Source organism: Streptococcus infantis, from assembly GCF_047460875.1.
GTDB classification, from domain to species: Bacteria; Bacillota; Bacilli; order Lactobacillales; family Streptococcaceae; genus Streptococcus; species Streptococcus infantis_AA.
The window spans coordinates 1-18733 of the sequence record NZ_JASHFI010000006.1 but is presented as its reverse complement, the minus strand read 5'-3'; the positions used below and the strand labels follow the sequence as shown (position 1 = coordinate 18733).

23 protein-coding genes and 1 pseudogene are annotated in these 18733 nt (G+C 38.8%); 1 reads left to right on the top strand and 23 read right to left on the bottom strand.

Going from position 1 to position 18733, the window contains the following annotated elements:
- Positions 1 to 74: 74 nt before the first annotated feature.
- The 22 genes from phoU to QM887_RS05135 all read right to left on the bottom strand — a co-directional run bounded on the left by phoU (position 75) and on the right by QM887_RS05135 (position 17916).
- Complete coding sequence (gene phoU, locus QM887_RS05240; RefSeq protein ID WP_049509822.1) at positions 75 to 728, bottom strand: phosphate signaling complex protein PhoU; 654 nt, start codon at positions 726 to 728, stop codon at positions 75 to 77.
- Positions 729 to 739: 11 nt separating this feature from the next.
- Positions 740 to 1498: a phosphate ABC transporter ATP-binding protein PstB gene (gene pstB / locus QM887_RS05235; RefSeq protein ID WP_045763360.1), complete on the bottom strand. Its 759-nt coding sequence runs from the start codon at positions 1496 to 1498 to the stop codon at positions 740 to 742.
- Between the two features lie 12 nt (positions 1499 to 1510).
- Entirely contained in the window at positions 1511 to 2314 is an 804-nt protein-coding gene (gene pstB, locus QM887_RS05230) for a phosphate ABC transporter ATP-binding protein PstB (protein ID WP_414270842.1), read from the bottom strand.
- A gap of 10 nt (positions 2315 to 2324) precedes the next feature.
- Positions 2325 to 3209 carry a phosphate ABC transporter permease PstA gene (gene pstA, locus QM887_RS05225; protein ID WP_006153485.1) on the bottom strand — a complete coding sequence of 295 codons (885 nt, stop codon included), beginning with the start codon at positions 3207 to 3209 and terminating at the stop codon, positions 2325 to 2327.
- Positions 3199 to 4116 carry a phosphate ABC transporter permease subunit PstC gene (pstC, locus tag QM887_RS05220; RefSeq protein ID WP_414270841.1) on the bottom strand — a complete coding sequence of 306 codons (918 nt, stop codon included), beginning with the start codon at positions 4114 to 4116 and terminating at the stop codon, positions 3199 to 3201. The genes pstA and pstC overlap by 11 nt, the downstream gene beginning before the upstream one ends.
- Positions 4116 to 4994, bottom strand: a complete 879-nt coding sequence (locus tag QM887_RS05215; RefSeq protein WP_414270839.1) for a phosphate ABC transporter substrate-binding protein PstS family protein — start codon at positions 4992 to 4994, stop codon at positions 4116 to 4118. Before QM887_RS05215 ends, pstC begins: the two co-directional genes overlap by 1 nt.
- A gap of 116 nt (positions 4995 to 5110) precedes the next feature.
- Positions 5111 to 6415 carry an RsmF rRNA methyltransferase first C-terminal domain-containing protein gene (locus QM887_RS05210; protein ID WP_414270838.1) on the bottom strand — a complete coding sequence of 435 codons (1305 nt, stop codon included), beginning with the start codon at positions 6413 to 6415 and terminating at the stop codon, positions 5111 to 5113.
- Positions 6416 to 6421: 6 nt separating this feature from the next.
- Entirely contained in the window at positions 6422 to 7189 is a 768-nt protein-coding gene (locus tag QM887_RS05205) for an inositol monophosphatase family protein (RefSeq protein ID WP_414270837.1), read from the bottom strand.
- A complete protein-coding gene (locus QM887_RS05200) occupies positions 7179 to 7457 on the bottom strand; it encodes a UPF0223 family protein (protein WP_414270836.1) in 279 nt (92 codons plus the stop codon). Before QM887_RS05200 ends, QM887_RS05205 begins: the two co-directional genes overlap by 11 nt.
- On the bottom strand, positions 7458 to 7859 hold the full coding sequence (locus QM887_RS05195) for a Spx/MgsR family RNA polymerase-binding regulatory protein (protein WP_414270835.1): 402 nt from the start codon (positions 7857 to 7859) through the stop codon (positions 7458 to 7460).
- Between the two features lie 202 nt (positions 7860 to 8061).
- Positions 8062 to 8697 (bottom strand): TIGR01906 family membrane protein, encoded by a 636-nt coding sequence (locus QM887_RS05190; RefSeq protein ID WP_414270834.1) that lies wholly within the window; start codon positions 8695 to 8697, stop codon positions 8062 to 8064.
- Complete coding sequence (locus QM887_RS05185; protein ID WP_414270833.1) at positions 8687 to 9460, bottom strand: TIGR01457 family HAD-type hydrolase; 774 nt, start codon at positions 9458 to 9460, stop codon at positions 8687 to 8689. The genes QM887_RS05190 and QM887_RS05185 overlap by 11 nt, the downstream gene beginning before the upstream one ends.
- A gap of 2 nt (positions 9461 to 9462) precedes the next feature.
- Positions 9463 to 10194 (bottom strand): acyl-ACP thioesterase domain-containing protein, encoded by a 732-nt coding sequence (locus QM887_RS05180; RefSeq protein ID WP_414270831.1) that lies wholly within the window; start codon positions 10192 to 10194, stop codon positions 9463 to 9465.
- Positions 10195 to 10198: 4 nt separating this feature from the next.
- Entirely contained in the window at positions 10199 to 11329 is a 1131-nt protein-coding gene (hemW, locus tag QM887_RS05175) for a radical SAM family heme chaperone HemW (RefSeq protein ID WP_414270829.1), read from the bottom strand.
- An 85-nt stretch (positions 11330 to 11414) separates the two neighbouring features.
- Complete coding sequence (locus QM887_RS05170; protein ID WP_414270827.1) at positions 11415 to 11810, bottom strand: YtxH domain-containing protein; 396 nt, start codon at positions 11808 to 11810, stop codon at positions 11415 to 11417.
- 15 nt (positions 11811 to 11825) lie between these two features.
- Complete coding sequence (locus tag QM887_RS05165) at positions 11826 to 12209, bottom strand: DUF948 domain-containing protein (RefSeq protein ID WP_075229384.1); 384 nt, start codon at positions 12207 to 12209, stop codon at positions 11826 to 11828.
- Between the two features lies 1 nt (position 12210).
- Complete coding sequence (gene lgt / locus QM887_RS05160; protein ID WP_414270826.1) at positions 12211 to 12999, bottom strand: prolipoprotein diacylglyceryl transferase; 789 nt, start codon at positions 12997 to 12999, stop codon at positions 12211 to 12213.
- The gene (gene hprK, locus QM887_RS05155) at positions 12992 to 13927 is read right to left on the bottom strand and encodes an HPr(Ser) kinase/phosphatase (protein WP_075229382.1); all 936 of its coding nucleotides are present in this window, start codon (positions 13925 to 13927) and stop codon (positions 12992 to 12994) included. The genes lgt and hprK overlap by 8 nt, the downstream gene beginning before the upstream one ends.
- Positions 13928 to 14058: 131 nt before the next feature.
- Positions 14059 to 14235, bottom strand: a complete 177-nt coding sequence (gene rpsU, locus QM887_RS05150; RefSeq protein WP_000048054.1) for a 30S ribosomal protein S21 — start codon at positions 14233 to 14235, stop codon at positions 14059 to 14061.
- 80 nt (positions 14236 to 14315) lie between these two features.
- Positions 14316 to 14825, bottom strand: a complete 510-nt coding sequence (locus QM887_RS05145) for a hypothetical protein (RefSeq protein ID WP_414270824.1) — start codon at positions 14823 to 14825, stop codon at positions 14316 to 14318.
- A gap of 82 nt (positions 14826 to 14907) precedes the next feature.
- Positions 14908 to 15615 carry a glucosamine-6-phosphate deaminase gene (locus QM887_RS05140; protein WP_414270822.1) on the bottom strand — a complete coding sequence of 236 codons (708 nt, stop codon included), beginning with the start codon at positions 15613 to 15615 and terminating at the stop codon, positions 14908 to 14910.
- Positions 15616 to 15807: 192 nt separating this feature from the next.
- Positions 15808 to 17916 (bottom strand): Cna B-type domain-containing protein, encoded by a 2109-nt coding sequence (locus tag QM887_RS05135; RefSeq protein WP_414270821.1) that lies wholly within the window; start codon positions 17914 to 17916, stop codon positions 15808 to 15810.
- Positions 17917 to 18100: 184 nt separating this feature from the next.
- On the opposite strand from QM887_RS05135, the pseudogene QM887_RS05130 reads away from it, so the two are divergent.
- Positions 18101 to 18244: pseudogene (locus tag QM887_RS05130) on the top strand (transposase); the annotation flags it as partial.
- 127 nt (positions 18245 to 18371) lie between these two features.
- Here the strand turns inward: QM887_RS05130 and QM887_RS05125 are convergent.
- The coding region (locus tag QM887_RS05125) for an LPXTG cell wall anchor domain-containing protein (RefSeq protein ID WP_414270820.1) at positions 18372 to 18733 on the bottom strand (362 nt) is incomplete at its 5' end.

Here is an 18733-nt window from a genome sequence, read left to right as displayed (position 1 = left end):
GTAAATTATCTATACAATGAAAGCTTACTCTAGTAAAAAGTAAGCTTTCACAATAATTTTATCATTTGAATACTTTATAATTCAACAATCTTACCTGTTTCAAAGTAAACAACCCATTCACAGATATTTTTAGCATAGTCTCCGATACGCTCCAAGTATGAAATGACTTGGAAGTAATCACGACCTGTGACGATAGCTTCTGGGTTCTTTCTAATTTCTTCAGTTGCAAGATCACGAATATTATCAAAGTAATGGTTGATATTTTCATCCATGGTTGCAACTTCATAGGCTTGATCCACAGAACCATTCAAATAAAGTTCTAAAGCGGCTTCAACAAAGTTTTTTACTTCACGACCCATTTTTTTAATTTCTTCTTCAACTGCAGGGATACGTTGCTCACCCTTCATACGAATCGTTGCTTTTGCGATAGATACTGCATGGTCCCCCATACGTTCTAAGTCTGACACAGCTTTTAGAACTGTTAAAACTGTACGTAAGTCTTGTGAAACTGGCTGTTGTAGGGCAATCATTTCAAATGATTTCTTTTCAAGTTTCACTTCGTATTCGTTTACTTCTGCATCTTCCTCAATGACTTCTTTAGCCATGTCACGGTCATGCGTTACAAAAGCACGTACGGTACGATTGATTTGGGAAAGAACTTCTTGTCCCATAGCATAAAACTGATTATGCAATTTCTCTAAATCTTCTTCAAATTGAGATCGTAACATCTTCTCACTCCTTATCCAAATTTACCTGAAATGTAGTCCTCTGTCTCCTTATGTTGAGGATAGAGGAACATATCCTTGGTATCGTTAAATTCAATCAAATCTCCATTGAGGAAAAAGCCTGTCTTATCGGAGATTCGAGATGCTTGCTGCATAGAACGAGTAACCAAGAGCATGGTGTATTTGTCTTTTAGACCATACAAGGTTTCCTCAATCTTACCAGCAGAAATAGGGTCCAAGGCTGAAGTTGGTTCATCCAAGAGGATGATTTTAGGGCTAGTCGCCAATACACGTGCCACACAAACACGTTGTTGTTGCCCACCTGAAAGACCGATAGCAGAATCATGCAAGCGGTCCTTGACTTCATCCCAGATTGAGGCACGTTGTAAAGCCTTCTCCACAGCTTCGTCCAAGACTTGCTTGTCTTTCTCTCCATTAATGCGGAGACCATAAACAACATTTTCGTAGATAGACATTGGGAATGGATTGGGTTGTTGGAAAACCATTCCGATTTCCTTACGTAACTCAACTGTATCCGTACGAGGACTATAGATATTGTGACCGTTATAAACCACTGATCCAGTTGTCGTCACTTCAGGATTAAGGTCACCCATTCGGTTAATAGCCTTTAGAAGTGTTGATTTCCCAGATCCAGACGGACCGATAAGGGCTGTAATTTCCTTGGGTTGGAACGATAAGGAAACACTATTCAAGGCCTTCTTTTTATTGTAATAGACTGACAGGTCTGAAACCTGTAAAATCGGTTCTGTCATACTGTTTCCTTTCTAACCAAAGTGACCAGTTACATAGTCATTGGTAGACTGTAGCTTAGCATTTTGGAAAATATTTGCAGTTTTATCATACTCAATCAAGTCACCCAGGTAGAAGAATCCTGTATAATCACTCGCACGCGCAGCTTGTTGCATACTGTGGGTCACGATGATGATGGTAAAATCCTTCTTCAACTCAAGCATAGTTTCTTCAAGCTGAGCTGTCGCGATCGGATCCAAGGCTGATGCCGGCTCATCCATTAAGAGGATGTCTGGTTTTACAGAAATAGCACGAGCGATACAGAGACGTTGCTGTTGACCACCTGAAAGCGTCAAGGCAGACTTGTGAAGGTCATCTTTGACCTGGTCCCAGAGGGCGGCCTGACGAAGTGAGGTTTCTACAATTTCATCAAGGACCTTCTTGTCCTTAACTCCTGCACGTTCATGTGCAAAGGTGATGTTGCGGTAGATTGATTTAGCAAATGGGTTTGGACGTTGGAAAACCATTCCGATGTGTTTACGCATTTCATAAACATTGATTTCAGGACGGTTAACGTCGATTCCCTGATAGAGAATTTCTCCTGTAACCTTAGCAATATCAATGGTATCATTCATACGGTTGAGACTGCGTAGGTAGGTTGATTTCCCAGAACCTGACGGTCCAATCAAGGCAGTAATTTTATTTTTTTCGAATTGCATATCCACGCCCTTGATGGATTCATTCTTACCGTAGTAAACATGTAAATCCTTCGTAGAGAGGGCCACTTTTTCTTCTGGAAAAGTAATGATATGCCTTTCATCCCAATTATATTTTGACATGGCTTCTCCTTTAGGCAGCGGTTAATTTCTTATGTAGATAGCTTCCGAGTTTACGTGCTCCGAAGTTAAAGATCAAGATAAAGATGAGGAGCACCGCTGCAGAACCTGCTGAAACTAAAGTTCCATCAGGAATAGTTCCTTCACTATTGACTTTCCAGATATGAACAGCCAAGGTTTCTGCTTGACGGAAGATTGAAATTGGACTACTTACGCTGAGAACATTCCAGTTAGACCAGTCAAGTGCTGGTGCAGATTGACCTGCTGTATAGATAAGGGCTGCAGCTTCTCCAAAGATACGACCTGATGCAAGCACGATCCCAGTTACAATACCGGGAAGAGCTTCAGGAATAACGACATGAAGGACAGTTTCCCAACGAGAAAGTCCAAGCGCCAAACCAGCTTCACGTTGCGTGTGGTGAACGTGTTTCAAACTGTCTTCAACATTACGAGTCATCTGAGGTAGGTTAAAGACGGTCAAAGCCAAGGCACCTGAAATAATAGAAAATCCATACTCAAACTGAACTACAAAGATGAGGTAACCAAAGAGTCCCACAACTACGGATGGTAGAGAAGACAAAATTTCAATACAGGTACGAACAAAGTTGGTAACACGACCTTTTTTGGCGTACTCTGCCAAGTAAATTCCAGCCCCCATTGACAAAGGCACAGAGATGAACAAGGTGATGACCAAAAGGAAGAAGGAATTATAAAGCTGAATTCCAATACCACCACCTGCTTGATAAGAAGATGATTTCCCAGTCAAGAATGACCATGAAACATGTGGCAACCCTCGAACCAAGATATAAAGAATCAAGGAAGCTAGGATGGTCACAATGATTCCTGCGATGGTATAGAGGACAGCTGTTGCAAGTTTATCTAATTTCTTAGCGTGCATAGTTTTTCTTTCCTCTTTCTTTCGTAATCAATTTAATCACACTGTTGAAGGCCAAGCTCATCAAGAGCAATACTAAGGCTAGTGACCAAAGAACATTATTATCAACAGTTCCCATAACTGTATTACCAATTCCCATAGTCAATACAGATGTTAAAGTCGCTGCTGGCGTCGTTAATGAAGTTGGGATAACTGCTGAGTTACCGACCACCATCTGAATCGCAAGAGCCTCACCAAAGGCACGCGCCATTCCGAAGACTACTGCCGTAAAAATACCTGAACGAGCAGCCTTCAAGGTCACACGCCAAATGGTTTGCCAACGAGTCGCTCCCATGGCTAAACTTGCTTCACGGTAGTGACGAGGAACCGCACGTAGGCTATCTGTTGTCATGAAGGTTACAGTCGGCAAAATCATAACAAAGAGAACGAAAATCCCTGATAAAATACCAAAACCTGTTCCACCAAAGACACTACGTACAAATGGTACGACGACCTGCAATCCGATAAATCCATAAACTACTGAAGGAATCCCAACTAGGAGTTCAATAGCAGGTTGCAAAATCTTTGCCCCTTTTGGTGATACTTCTGTCATAAAGACTGCAGCCCCAATGGCAAATGGTGTTGCAATAAGAGCTGATAGGATGGTAACAATAAAGGAACCTAAAATCATTGGAAGGGCACCAAATTGTTTACCTGATGGATTCCAAGTTGCACCAAAAAGAAAATCAAAGATATTCACACCATTGACAAAGAAGGTCGAAAAGCCTTTTTGGGCTACAAAGATCAAAATCATTGCAACAATGATAACAATCAAAGATAGGCAGGCAAAGGTTAGTCCTTTTCCTAATTTCTCAAGACGAGAGTTTTTTGAAGGAGAGAGCAATTTTTTTGATAATTCTTCTTGATTCATTATTGGCTCCCTTCTATGGCTGTCACAGTACCTGCAGCATCTTTTTCAACCTTCATTTCCTTAACAGAAATATAGCCCATTCCTTTTACGATTCCATTCTGAGCTTCATCTGAAAGGACAAAGTTTAAAAATTCTCCAACCAATTCATTTGGCTCACCAAGGGTATACATGTGTTCATAAGACCACAAAGGCCAATTGTTAGTTGTAACGTTTTCTGAGATTGGCTCATAACCATTGAGTTTGATAGTCGCTACTGAGTCATCGACATAGGCGAAGGCTAGGTAAGAAATAGCACCCGGTGTTTGAGAAACAATTGATTTAACCATTCCGTTTGAATCTTGTTCCTGACTTTGTACTGCTGATTTTCCATCCATAATCACACTGTCAAAGGTAGCACGAGAACCTGAGCTAGCCGCTCGGTTGATAATAGGAATCGCTAAATCCTTACCACCAACTTCTTTCCAGTTGGTAATTTCACCTGTAAAAATTTTGCGAAGTTGTTCTGTCGTAAGATTATCAACATCTACTTCTTTATTGATGATAACAGCTATGCCCGCAACAGCTACCTTGTGGTCAACTAAGGCAGAAGCATCGATTCCATCTTTTTCCTCGGCAAATACATCCGAGTTACCGACATCTACCGCTCCAGACTGAACTTGCGATAGCCCAGTACCAGATCCACCACCTTGGACATTGACTGTTTTTCCGATATTTCTTGAGCCAAACTCATCTGCAGCAGCTTCAACTAGAGGTTGGAGAGCTGTTGATCCAACAGCAGTCATAGATTCTCCTCGATCAATCCAACTAGCACATCCCGCTAGCGACCCAGCAAGCAAAAGAGTTGCAAGAGATAGGGCAAGCTTTTTTCTTTTTTTCACTATTTGTCTCCTTGAAAATAATGGTGAATAGCTTGGAAGATTTGAATATTTTCATGTATTTTACAAAATCATCCATACTTCCACTATAACATAGAATACTAGCTTTGACTAGTTTTTTACCTGAATCGCAAGCCCTTGGGGAAATAATTCTTCAAGGTATTTCCGGTCACTTTTGCAAAACCTAGACCATTTCCACCAACCAAAACTTGGTACCAACCATTTGGAAGAATTTCAGCTAATTGGACCGTCTCACCGGCCACGTATTTAACGAAGTCTTCTTGATGAATTTCAATTGATTGTTTGACTTGACTTGGTTTCAAGGCTAGACCAAGAGCAAAACTTGGTTCAAAACGTTTCTTCTTAAAAGTTCCAAGATGGAGTCCGTTTCGAGCAATCTTAAGCTTACCCAAATCTGGTAAAACTTCTGGTAAGAGATACAGTTGCTCCCCAAAAACTTGTAGGACACCGGTCAGTTTTTCTTTAAGATGCTTTTTCTCAAAATCTTGCCACAAACTCAACTGTTCACGACTGAGGTTCGTCTTAGAAGGCTTGAACTTCCCAGTCTTGTTTTGTCCCTTAAACTGAAGATGAGCAACAAACTGTCCTTCTCCCTTAAAGAGATGAGGGTACATCCGAGCTGTTTCAGGTAAATCAATTCCAGGTACCATTCCATTGATGTGTTGGATTGGAATCAATTCAAAATTATAGCTATCCAGTAACCATTGGACGATTTCTTCGTTTTCTTCTGGCGCCCAGGTACATGTTGAATAGACTAGTCGACCACCATCAGCCAACATAGTAACTGCATCCGCTAAAATCTCACGTTGTAGACTAGCGCACTGACTAGGATAATCCTCACTCCAATAATCCATAGCATCGGGCTGTTTACGAAACATTCCTTCACCCGAGCAAGGAGCATCTAGAACAATCAGGTCAAAATAACCTTTAAAGACCTTGGCTAAACGTTCTGCAGATTCATTGGTCACAACGACATTAGTCGCACCAAAACGCTCCATATTTTCAACCAAAATCTTAGCTCGCTTGCTAGAAATTTCATTGGAAACAAGTAGTCCTTCGCCTGCAAGATAAGCTGCCAGTTGAGTTGATTTCCCACCGGGAGCCGCTGCCAAATCCAAGACCTTCATGCCTGGTTTTGGTTGAGCTACTTGTGCAACCATTTGTGCAGCAGGTTCTTGGGAATAGACCAAGCCTGTTACATGCTCAGGTGATTTCCCTGAAACCTTTCCATAGTAGCCCCAAGGTGTATTTGGAATAGCATCTGAAAAAGAAACTTGGCTTTCTTTTAAGGGATTGATGCGAAAGGCAGAAACTGCCTCATCATCAAAAGAGGCAAGAAAAGCTCTTGCCTCATCTCCCAATATTGCTTCATATTTTTTTACAAATCCTTCTGGAAATTGCATGTAAATTTATTTCCTTTCATAGATATAGGATTGAATTTCTGCCAACTTGTCTGTTGGAACCATCATAATTGGTTGTCGTGTCTGAAAATCCACCGTCTCTCCATTTAAGGTTACAATCTGATAACCTAAGCTTTTTCCAATGATACCAGCTGCAGCATAGTCCCAAGGTTGGAGATAGGTGATATAGGTCAATAGCTGACCAGATAATATTTTAGAAAAACTAATAGCCGCACTTCCATATATTCGTACACCAAGTGAAGCATTAGCCAATTCTGCCACACCCCAGGCGTTTGTTTCCAACATGCCAGCATTGCTCGCAATTAGAAAATCTCGCAAGGGCTTATCCTTAAAACTAGGCAAGGGTTCTTCATTGAGACAGGCCTGAAAAGTACCTCCTCCATGATAACAATGACCTTTCATGACATCATAAATGATCCCAAACTGGCCCACACCATTTTCAAAATATGCTACCATAATGGCAAAATCATCACCTTGTGCGACAAAGTTGTTGGTACCATCAATGGGATCAATGACCCAAACAGATCCATGTCCAACTGAAGCACGTAGACATCCCTCTTCTGCACAAAATTGGTCATCAGGATATTGCGAACGAATCTTATCAATCAAAAAATTCTGAACTTCCTTATCCAAACGTGTCACCAAGTCCGTCGGCGAGGATTTTCTCTCAACATGAAGGTCATCCTTCATATGTTTTCGAATATAGTTCGCTGCTTCCTTGACAATCTCTTTGGCAAACGCAAATTTATTTTCCAAGTGAAATCTTCCCTTCTCCTTTTTCTTTGGCCAACTGGACTGCACGGTAGAAAGAGTATCCACTAACTGATTCAAACTCACGTCCCAAACGTTTTTCTTCGCTCTTGCTAGGCACAACTGACTTGAATACCTTGTAGGAATCTAATAGTTTCTTAGCATCTACCTGTGTTTCATAGGCAGTTTCAACATCATTAAAAAAAGAAAGCACTGAAGCAAGTTCTTCAGTGCTCCACGACAAATCTAGTGGGTAACTATACTGTTTATTCATCTAATTAATACCAGCTCTTAATGTAGCTTCTTTCAATTCTTGCTTACGATAACTACGAGGAAGAAATGCACGAATCTCATCTTCATTAAAGCCAATCTGCATACGTTTATCATCAATGATGATTGGACGACGCAAAAGACTAGGATATTGCTCAATTAAATTAAGCAACTCTGTCACCGAGATACTTTCCACATCAATATTTAACTTTTGGAAAATTTTTGAACGAGTTGAAATGATGTCATCGGTACCGTTTTCGGTCAAGGAAAGAATTTGTTGCAACTCTTTTCTTGATAAAGGACTGGTCATAATGTTGTGCTCTTGGAAAGGCACTTTATGATTATCAAGCCAGGCCTTTGCCTTACGACATGATGTACAACTCGGTGATAAAAATAGTGTAATCATGCTATTCTCTTCTTTGCATACTTTTCTAACTCTATTATACAAAAAAATAAAGCGCTTGACTAGTTATTTCCTTAAAAAAACCTACTTTTTTCGATAAAAACAGGCTATTTCTGATTAAAGGTAAATCATTTGCTCCAGTATGGCAAAAAAGATTTCCCAAACGATAAAAGTTTTTCGAACATTCATTAAAATCTAGCTAATTTTATTCCTTTTCTGACTGGTAAACCCTTCTACTTTTGAAACAAAAGAAACCAAAAAGAAGCTCATAGATACAGAAAAACAAGAGAAAACAATGGAGGAAAAATTCCTCTGGTAGGATTAAAATAACTGGATCAAACGCGGGATCAAAAAGCCACGTATCATCGCCCACGAAAAGTATCTGGTGGAACAAGGTAAAAAACTGCTCAAAGCCAACTAAGACACCAAATAAACCAAGAACCAAAGGTAGAGAAAGCATGATTAAGAGTGCTCTACGATAAAGTGGCAGAAAACCTTTCTGAATAACTTGCTTCCAAAAAAGGTAGAAAATCGGTAAAGTTACTATTGCTACTCCTTGCGCTAGGTGAAAGAGTCCCTTTACAACCACAAAGTGGTGAATACCAGAGGCAGACGAAGGAAAATCTGGCATTGCTAATACCTGACTCAATGGATTGGTCAAATAATCCATCAAAACATTAAAGTTATGTTGGATGATCTGAGGGTGGAAATGAACACGACTTGTCAGATTTAACCAAGAAATTTCCTGAGGATAAATCAGCCATGCTAGGTATATTGTCGATAAAATTGCAAGCGAGAGAAGAAAGAGAATACTTCCTACAAAAGTAAACTTAGTTTTCATCGAAATCCCACTCCGCTAGACTTGAAAGGACATGAGTTGGTGCAATTGGCAAGTCTGCTACTTCTTCAGGTTTTGTAAATCCTGTCGTCACCAAAAGGCTAGGAATGCCATTGTCAATACCAGCTCGAATATCAGTAAGATAATTATCGCCCACCATGACAATTTCTTGACGTTCAAGTCCTAGGTGTTCAACAGCCTTATCCATAATAATCGCGTTTGGTTTTCCAATATAAACTGGTTTTACGCGAGTCGCTGCTTCAAGAAGAGTAATCAGAGAACCAGCACCAGGCAAAAGACCTCGTTCCGTCGGAATGTTCAAATCAGGGTTGGTACCGATAAAGTGAGCACCTTTATTGATAGCTAGGGTTGCCGTAGCAAATTTTTCATAGTCTACTTGCCAGTCTAAACCAACAACCACATATGCAGGATTGTCCTTGTCCTCAACATAGCCTGCTGCTTGAATGGCTTCCTTTAGACCTGCCTCACCAATGACATAGACAGTTTTTTCTAGTCCAAGGTCATTCATATAGTCTATGGTCGCTAAAGTTGCAGTATAGATAGTTGACACTGGTGTATCAATGTTGAAGTGATTAGCCAACATCTCTTGGACACTATCAGGTGTTCGTGTCGTATTGTTTGTGACAAAGAGGTAGGGAATATTTCGCTTTTGCAACTCATGGACAAAAGCTTCTCCTTCAGGGATCCGATCTTTCCCCTTATAAATTGTTCCGTCTAAATCTATTAAATATCCTTTATAAGTCATTTTCACTCCTTTGTAGTCCATTGAATCAAAGCCTGGGCATTGACGACTCCTTGGCTGGTAACTTGATGGCAACTCTGCAATCCGTCCAATTCATAGCTAGAGCTAATCATACCTCCAGGACGAACTTCCTTCACGTATTTGAGATTGATTTTCTGTGGGATATGATTCATGAGAAAGTCTGCTCCCATCACTTCAAAAATCCAATCTAGATACTTACTATTATTGACATGACCATTCATATCCAAATCATAAAAACGAACATGATAGTCCTTATTAGTAGGATTGTCCAAATCTGTATACTTGGGACCTCGAATGATTTTCTTTGAAAATTCCGATTGGTAAGGGGCAACCATCTCAGGATCCACACTATGGACCTTGCGACTGTCCCGGTCCATCAGGGCAAAGCTAGCCAGCATTTGGATAATGGCTTGACCTGACTCATCGTAGATGGTGAAACGGCGGTAACAAAAGAGACGATTGTAACTTAAAGCCTCTGTCTCGATGGTCATTTCCTCGGAAAAACGTGGAAGCCTAATCACGTCAATATCGTACTCTGTAATAATCCAAACTAGATTATATTTTTCAAGTATTTCCTTATCGCTTACGCCCAGTTGAGCTGACTGGCTACCAGAAACCTGCAGAGAAAGTAAGATGAGGCTCGGTAGTTTGATATGCCCATTCATATCTGACATGTCAAAAGGAATTTTCATCTTCATTTTATAAGTTAAACCCATAGTATCACTCCAAAATAAATCTTTCAGCTACTGTATCTCCTAAAAAGAGACCTTTCTTTGTCATACGAACACAATCACCCTCAACCTGCATAAGACCTTGTTGAATCAATTCTCTAACAACATCTCCATAAAGTTCCTGGAAAGACCGTCCAAATTTTTCTTCAAAGCGTGCCATAGAAACTCCTGACTTCTTGCGAAGGCCGAGAAACATCTCTTCTTCCATTTTTTCCCTTTGACTCAGGTGTTCTTCAGTAATACGAGCATTTCCCTCTTCTACCGCCTTTAAATAATGGCGGATTGGCCCATGGTTTTTATAGCGAACACCGTCTACATAGCCAGACGCACCAGCACCAATACCATAATACTCGGCATTGTCCCAGTACATAAGATTATGGCGACTCTCAAATCCTGGTTTAGAAAAATTAGAAATCTCATAATGCTCGAAGCCAGATTTTTCTAGCTCTGAAATGATATACTCAAACATCTCAGCTTCTAATTCTTCCTTTGGAAGTGGTAATTTCCCTCGTCTCATACGATTCATAAAGACCGTATGATTTTCCAAAATTAAGCTATAGAGACTCATATGAGGAATATCAAGGGCAATAGCCTTGGCAACATTGTCCTTGACCTGCTCCATAGTTTGCCCGGGAAGAGCGTAAATCAAGTCAATGGAAATATTATCAAAACCAGCAAGTTTAAGACGGTCTATATTCTCATAGATATCCTTTTCCAAGTGACTGCGCCCAATCTTTTTCAGCATTTTATCATCAAAAGTTTGCACACCTAAGGAAACACGATTAACTGCTGAATTTTTTAGGACTGCTATCTTATCGGAATCTAAATCCCCAGGGTTGGCTTCAATGGTTAACTCCTCTAAGGCTGATAAGTCCAGATTTTTCGTCAACCCATCTAACAAAAACTCCAGTTGCTGGGCAGATAAGGCTGTTGGAGTTCCCCCTCCTATATATAGCGTCCTCAACTGCTGAATATCATAGGAGCGATACTCTTCTAAGAGATGTTCTAGGTAGCTATCCACTGGCTGGTTTTTAATAAAGACTTTTGAAAAGTCACAATAATAACAAATCTGTGTGCAAAACGGAATATGCACATAGGCTGATGTCGGTTTCTTCTGCATAGTACTCATTATACCATAAAGACTTCATTCAATAAAAAAATCACCATGTCTGACTCCTAGGGAATCATGAAATGGTGACTCTATTTTAATCTTCTTGAATATCGATGACGATTTCTTGACCTTCTTCTTGTTTTTCCACAACCACTTTTTCTTCCAGTTGTTCTTTGAGACTGTTCAAGGTTTCTTTAGAAGCTTCTGTTGCCTGCTGTGCGCAACATTTTGCTTTTTCAAGGACAGTATCAAGGGTGATTTCGCCTGATTCCACTTGTTCTTTGGTTTTAAGAACAAATTCTTTGGTTTGTTCTTTTACATCAGTCAGTTTTTCACAGACTTGTTCCTTGGCATACTCAGGATCTTCTCTTAAATCTTCTAAAAATCCTTGTGCTTGACTTCTCACTTGCTTCCCTTTATCACTAGTTAGAAACAAGGCTGCAGCAACACCTGAAACAGTTCCAAGAAAGATAGATGATAGTTTACCCATTAGCTTACTCCTTTTTTATTTTTTGAAAAATTTACTTGCAACACGTATAGCTGATAAGCCTGCGCCTGTCTTCAAGGTTTTTGATCCAGCAGATGATGCCTTTTTGCTCAAAACACGCGCTTGATCATTAAGGTCTGATACAGAAACAGACAAATCAGCTACTGCTGTAAAGAGGGGATCAATCGTTGCCACTTTAACGTTGATATCATCAACCAGAACATTGACCTTAGTTAATAGCTCATTGGTATAATGGAGAGTCACATCGAGATCAGATGTTAAGGTTTTTACAGTTTTTTCTGATTCATCAATAACTCGACCAACTTTTTGTAAAGTAATAATCAAATAGACTAAAAATACAACCAAGGCAATGGCTACAAAAATATAAGCAGCTTCTAACATATTAATTCTCCTTTTTTATAATATAAAATGGTGCTTTTTTCCGATTTTGATAGAAAACAATAAAGATTCCAAGTCCGATTAAGACAGCTGATAACAACTGGGAAACACGTAGGCCAAGGAACATGAGGCTATCAGTACGCATACCTTCAATAATCAAACGTCCGAAGCCATACCAAATAAGATAAAAAGCTGTAATATGCCCACGGCGAATACCTTTTAAGCGTCTTCTAAAAATAAGAATCAAAGCAAATCCGATGACATTCCAAATGGACTCATATAGAAAGGTTGGCTGTCGATAAGAACCATCAATGTACATCTGATTCTTAATAAAGGATGGAAGATAGTCCAGACTCTCAACAGCTGCACCATAAGCTTCCTGGTTAAAGAAATTTCCCCAGCGTCCAAGGCTCTGAGCAATCAGAACACTCGGTGCAGCAATATCTAAGAAATCCCAAGTATTGATTAACTTGCGGTCTGCAAAGATGTATAGAACAATCGCCCCAGTAATCAAGCCACCGTAGATCGCTAGACCGCCATTCCAGATAGCAAATATTTCTCCTAGATTCTGACTGTAATAATCCAATTTAAAAATGACATAGTAGAGTCTCGCTCCAAGTATTGATAAAGGGAAGGCAATCAAGATAAAGTCTAAAATATCATCAGATAAAATCTTTTTATGAGGAGCCTCACGCATAGCTAGAAAAACTGCTAAGATCAGACCTGAAACAATACATAGCGCATACCAGCGAACAGCAAAGGGACCTATCTGAAAAGCAACAGGATCAATCATCTTTCACCTCGTTCTTTGAAATCAGATTTGTTAAACGTTCTTCAAACAGACGCGTCGCATCAAAGCCCATGTCTTTTGCACGATAATTCATAGCTGCCGCCTCGATAACAACAGAAATATTGCGCCCTGTTTTAACTGGGATGCGGATACGTGGAATGGTAACTCCAGAAACTTCTAGTTCTTCAGCATTATTTCCTAAGCGATCAAAGGTCTTATGTGTATCATAATTTTCCAAATAAACAGCTAGCTGAACTTGTGAAGAATCCTTAACTGCACTGGCACCGTATAGACTCATGACATCGATGATCCCTACTCCACGAATTTCGATCAGATGTTTCAAGATTTCAGCAGGTTCACCCCAGAGAGTCATTTCATCCTTAGAATAGATATCTACCCGATCGTCTGCTACCAAGCGGTGACCACGTTTAACTAGTTCTAAACCTGTCTCACTCTTACCGATTCCACTATCACCTTGAATCAAAACACCCATACCATAGATATCCATTAGGACCCCATGTACGCTTGTACGTTCCGCTAGACGAGAATCAAGATAGCTAGACAGTTCTCCAGACAAACGACTGGTTGCTGTACGACTAGTTAAAATCGCAATTTTACATTCTCTGGCAGCCTTCAACATTTCCTCTGGAACCACCAAACCACGGGCAACGATGACCGCAGGTGTCTCCGGTTGAAACATTTTTTTCAAGACATCGTAACGATTTTGAGAAGGCATAGAGACTAGGTAAGACCACTCCTTCATCCCCAAAAGTTGAATCCGTTCTGGAGTATAGTAATCAAAATAGCCTGTCATTTCAAGACCAGGTCGCGTAATATCCGCAGTATTGATTTCCTTTTCAAGTAATTCTGCTTCACCATAGACAATGTCCAATCTAAGCTTTTCAATCACTTCTTTTACTAAAACCGACATTATTTCCTCCTTAAATCGAGTTCTTCTCTACTATTATATCAAATTGTAGGAGGAAGTTTTAGAATTTTGCAGGATTTATAGGATTAATTTAAAAAGAAAAAAGACTAGATCTCTCTAGCCTTTCTAATTAATTAGAATTTTTTACGTTTACGAGCTGCTTCTGATTTACGTTTACGTTTTACAGAAGGTTTTTCATAGAATTCACGTTTGCGTGTTTCTTGAAGAGTACCAGCTTTAGTAACCGCACGTTTGAAACGACGAAGTGCATCGTCAAGAGATTCATTCTTACGTACTACTGTTTTAGACATTTTTTTCACTCCCTTCAAGTTCAAGATCTATTCTATTTTACATGTAAAATGAATAAATGTCAAGAGGAAACTAAGTTTTTTTATTTTTCATAATGATTAATAATATAGTTCACCATCTCCTCCATATCTGCTCCAGATAAAGGTAATTCCCAGTTTGTTGTTTCTATTTTAAGAAAAGCATCACTGACTTCAGATTTATTATCTGGCAACAAAATTTTGCCGTCTTTTTCAAACATAATACCTATCCGATCATATAAGACATGAAGATTTTTATTTTCATTTTTATTTGGATCAATATCAAAAGACTGTAAAGAAATTAAGATGTCATTTCCTTTATAAGACAAATCAATCCACATATGATTTGATAAATCATATGGTCTAGATAATCTACTACCCGATGTGTACTTTTTATTTCCTCTGCCTCCTGAGTATTGATTTCTTGTGTTATATGGTTTATCTTTTGACTTAGTAAAAAGATAATTCCCTTCCTTATCTTTCTTCTTTGTAATGAAGTCTATTATTCTTTTTCTCTCTTCCGTTCTAGCACTCTTATATGCTTCTTTTATTTTTAGAAATTCTTCTTTATTCATATTACTATTGCCCTACAAAAACTATAAATATGGTTTTATTTCTCAAAAACCATTCACTCCAAAGAGCAAATGGTTCCTAATTTTATTTTTTAAGTAAGCTGAGTGCCTCAGCATCTGCGATAATGGTCACATCTGGATGGTTTTGCAGGCTACTTGCTGGAAGGCTTTCTGTCACAGGACCTTCAACAGTTCCAGCGATAGCTTCTGCTTTTGATTCACCATAAGCAAAGAGAAGGATAGACTTAGCATCCAAAATGTTCTTAATACCCATTGAAATGGCTTGTGTTGGAACATCTTCAATCTTATCAAAGAAACGTGCGTTAGCTTCGATAGTAGACTGGTCAAGCTCTACAAGATGTGTTTGGCTATCAAATGGAGTTCCTGGCTCGTTAAATCCAATGTGTCCATTACGACCAATTCCTAAGATTTGTAGGTCAACTGGATGGTCAGCCAAAATTTGATTGTAGCGTTCTACTTCTTCTTCAGCATGGTCTTTATCGCCACGTGGCAAGAAGCTTTCTTTAAATGGTTTTTGATTGAAAAGATTTTCTTGCATGAAGTAACGGTATGATTGAGGATTGTCCCCATCAAGACCGACATACTCATCTAAGTTCACACTTGTATGATTTGAAAAATCAAGATCGCTTTTAACGATTTCTTGGTAGAACTCAAGAGGGCTACTTCCTGTTGCAAGTCCCAAGGTTTGCGCACCATTTTCCAACTTTTCTTTCAGGATGTCAAAAGCAACTTTTCCACCTTCAATTGGATTTTCCACTTTAATAACTTTCATTTTTATAACCTCCGTTTTCTTTATTTTATTATATGGTATAGACCAATTTTTGTCAAGTGAAAACGGTTTATTTTTTGTAAAAAATATGAATATAGTAAGTAGCCAGTTAAAACGTATAGACTAAGACATAAAAAGAGAGAACTCGAAAGTCCTCTCTTAGGTATAGATATCAATTCCTGCTTTTTTATCTAACTATTTTCTACGTTTTACTAAAGCTAGTCCTACAAGACCAATTCCTAGACCTAAAACAAGCAATGCTATAGTAGCTTCTTCACCAGTTTTTGGTAAAACACGATGACTTGCTTTATCTGGTGACTTTGGAGTTGATGGTTTTGGTGGATTAGTTGTTTTATTTGGAGTTGTTGGAATTGTTGGTGGGACAGGCGGTTGATAGGTATTCACTAAAACAAAATGTGTTTCATTTTCTTGGATTGTTTTAGAAACATATCCCTCAGGAACCTTGACTTCAGCTATTGTATAGTTAATAACTTTTCCTGCTGATTGTTTAGGAAGATTGCTAAAAGTATAGTCCCACTTATTATCTTCGCTCAAAGTAACTTCTTTTCCGACTTTCTTGCCATTAGCATAGAGTTGGATCTTGATGTTATTTGGACGTTTTCCTGCCTTATTATCAGCATCCTCCCAACGCTTGCTAACTTTCAAATCAGTTACTTCAGGAAGATGTGTATTAGTGATAGTATAGTTTTTCTGATCTATCTCTGTCGTATATCCCTCTACATGATCCTCTGCTACTGTATAAACAATAGCTTTTCCTTCTGGATCATTTTCAGGTAGCTGATCAAATGCAAAGCTCCAGTTATCTTCTGATTTAACTGATTTACTTGCTACTTCACTACCGTTTGCCAAAAGACGAACTCTTATAGTATCTGGACGAATACCATCTTGGTTTTCTGCATCATTCCAAATCTTCTTACCTTTTATGCTTGTAGTTCCACGATAAACATTGGTAAATGTTGTCTTCTCTTCTCCATAGGCCACCGTTCCCATTTTGATACCATCATCATCCGTTACCGTTACAGTAACCTTTAATTCATGTCTATCATAGTCATAGTGACCAGAATTTTCAGGAATCATTTCTTTAATGAGATAATGGTAAACGCCTTCTTTAGCATACTTAATAGCATTGAAGGTTACACTTCCATCTTCTGCATTTTTGGCAATTTGGATAGGCTGAGCTAGATTATTTGCATCATAAAGTCCAAAACTAAACTGGTCTTTTTCTAATGCTTTTCCTTTTAGAATCTTTTGAGCCTTTAATATAACATTTTCTGATTTTTCAGCTCCACCAAGACCTGATCCTGACTCTAGACGAACTTCACGCACGATACTACGAGTCTCAAAATTAGTGGCTGACCATGATAAGGTGTTAGAAACTAAAGACCCCGCAGGAACTCCATCTGGTAACTTAGTAGAGTATTCAATATACATTGCCCAATGATAGTTATCTCCAAATGGAATTGTAAATCCTGTGATTCCTCCTTGAGCATTTTTAGTGAATACTGCCTTTTTTGAAAAATTATCTGATGGCTCTAACGTAAGAATATGAGCCTCGTTACGAATCTTTGTAGGTTGTGTCTCATAGCGAACAGCTCTAAATGACTCAGGAATTAAGGTTTGTCCATCGCCAAAAGTATCCGTAATTGTCATCCCACGAATCATATCTTGATTGGCATTCAAGAGAATACGCCACTTAATGATACTTGGATCGGTGTCATCCTGATAACCATATTTCATCTCATAATCGCCAGCTTCACCACTATCTTGTTTGTACTTGAAACTATAAGTCTTATGACCAATGGTAACAGTAACTGGTTGACTCTCCTTAACAACTTCTCGATTAATCGTTAAATTAAACTGTAAAGAAAGCTCTTTATTCTCAGGTCTCTTAGAAAAAAAATCTGTAAAAGTTACAGTAACTTTCCCTGTACTCGGATCCGTCTGAGCTATTCCCACCTTCTTGCCATTAGTATTCATTACATCAAAGGTTAGATTCGTTATCAGTCTCAGCTCTTTTGGAATATCTAAAACGAGCTTATCGTTCTCAGCTATACTTTGACTATCTGGAAAGGTTAACTGATAGGTTGCGAGTAAGCGTTCCCCAGCAATAACTTCCACATCCTCAGCTAGTTCAAGACCAGACCTCTCATGGACCATCTTAGTATCTAGATTGTAATTTATGACAGTTTCTGCTTGAACTATTTTTGCTAAATTGATCATCGATAATCCCATTAGCAAGAATGTTAAGAAAAATGTTAGACATTTAAACCATTTATGTTTCATAATAACCTCCTTTATTGTTAGGAAATATTTGATTACCTAACTATATTATAGCACAATTGTTTTAAAAATGTACATTTTGATACCATTTGTTTAATTATCAATAATGCTATATACTTATTTTTCTATAAAATATTTGAAAAAGGTATATTATCCAAAAAATTCGTGTCGAATGTTCTGATTTAGAAAAATGTTCCAAACCAATAATCTCATCAAACTTATCAAACGAAATGCCTTTGGTTTTCGGAACTTTGAAAACTTTAAAAAACGAATTTTTATCGCTCTGAATATAAAAATGGAGAGGACGACGATCGTCCTCTCCAGATGTTAGCCCACTACAGTTGACAAAGATCCAAAGAAAAGCCCTTAGAAACTTGAGTTCTAAGGGCTTTGTCTTCTTGGCATTAGACACTTTGTAATTTAGCCAGAAATTTATTTTATAGGATTAAATATTTTCTTTAATCTTCTTTTTTCTTTTGAGCTAAACCTAATAGTGTTGTTGCCATTCCAATGATTCCAAGTCCAGTAATAATCGCATTTGAATCCGTACCAGTATTTGGTAATTCCTGCACTACTTTTTCAGGATCCAAAGGTTTAGGATCTGGTTTTGCAGGAGTTTGTGGTTCTGGATTAGGGACTACTGGAGTGTCAGGTTTAACTGGAACGTAGATGATTGGTGTGTCTTCACCTGGATTTTCAGGAGTGATTGGTTTTCCTGGTTCTACTGGTTTACCTGGTTTGCTTGGATCTTTTGGATCTGGCAAGTATGGTTTGTAGCCTGGTACATTAGGAACAACTGGTTGACCTGGTTTACTTGGAT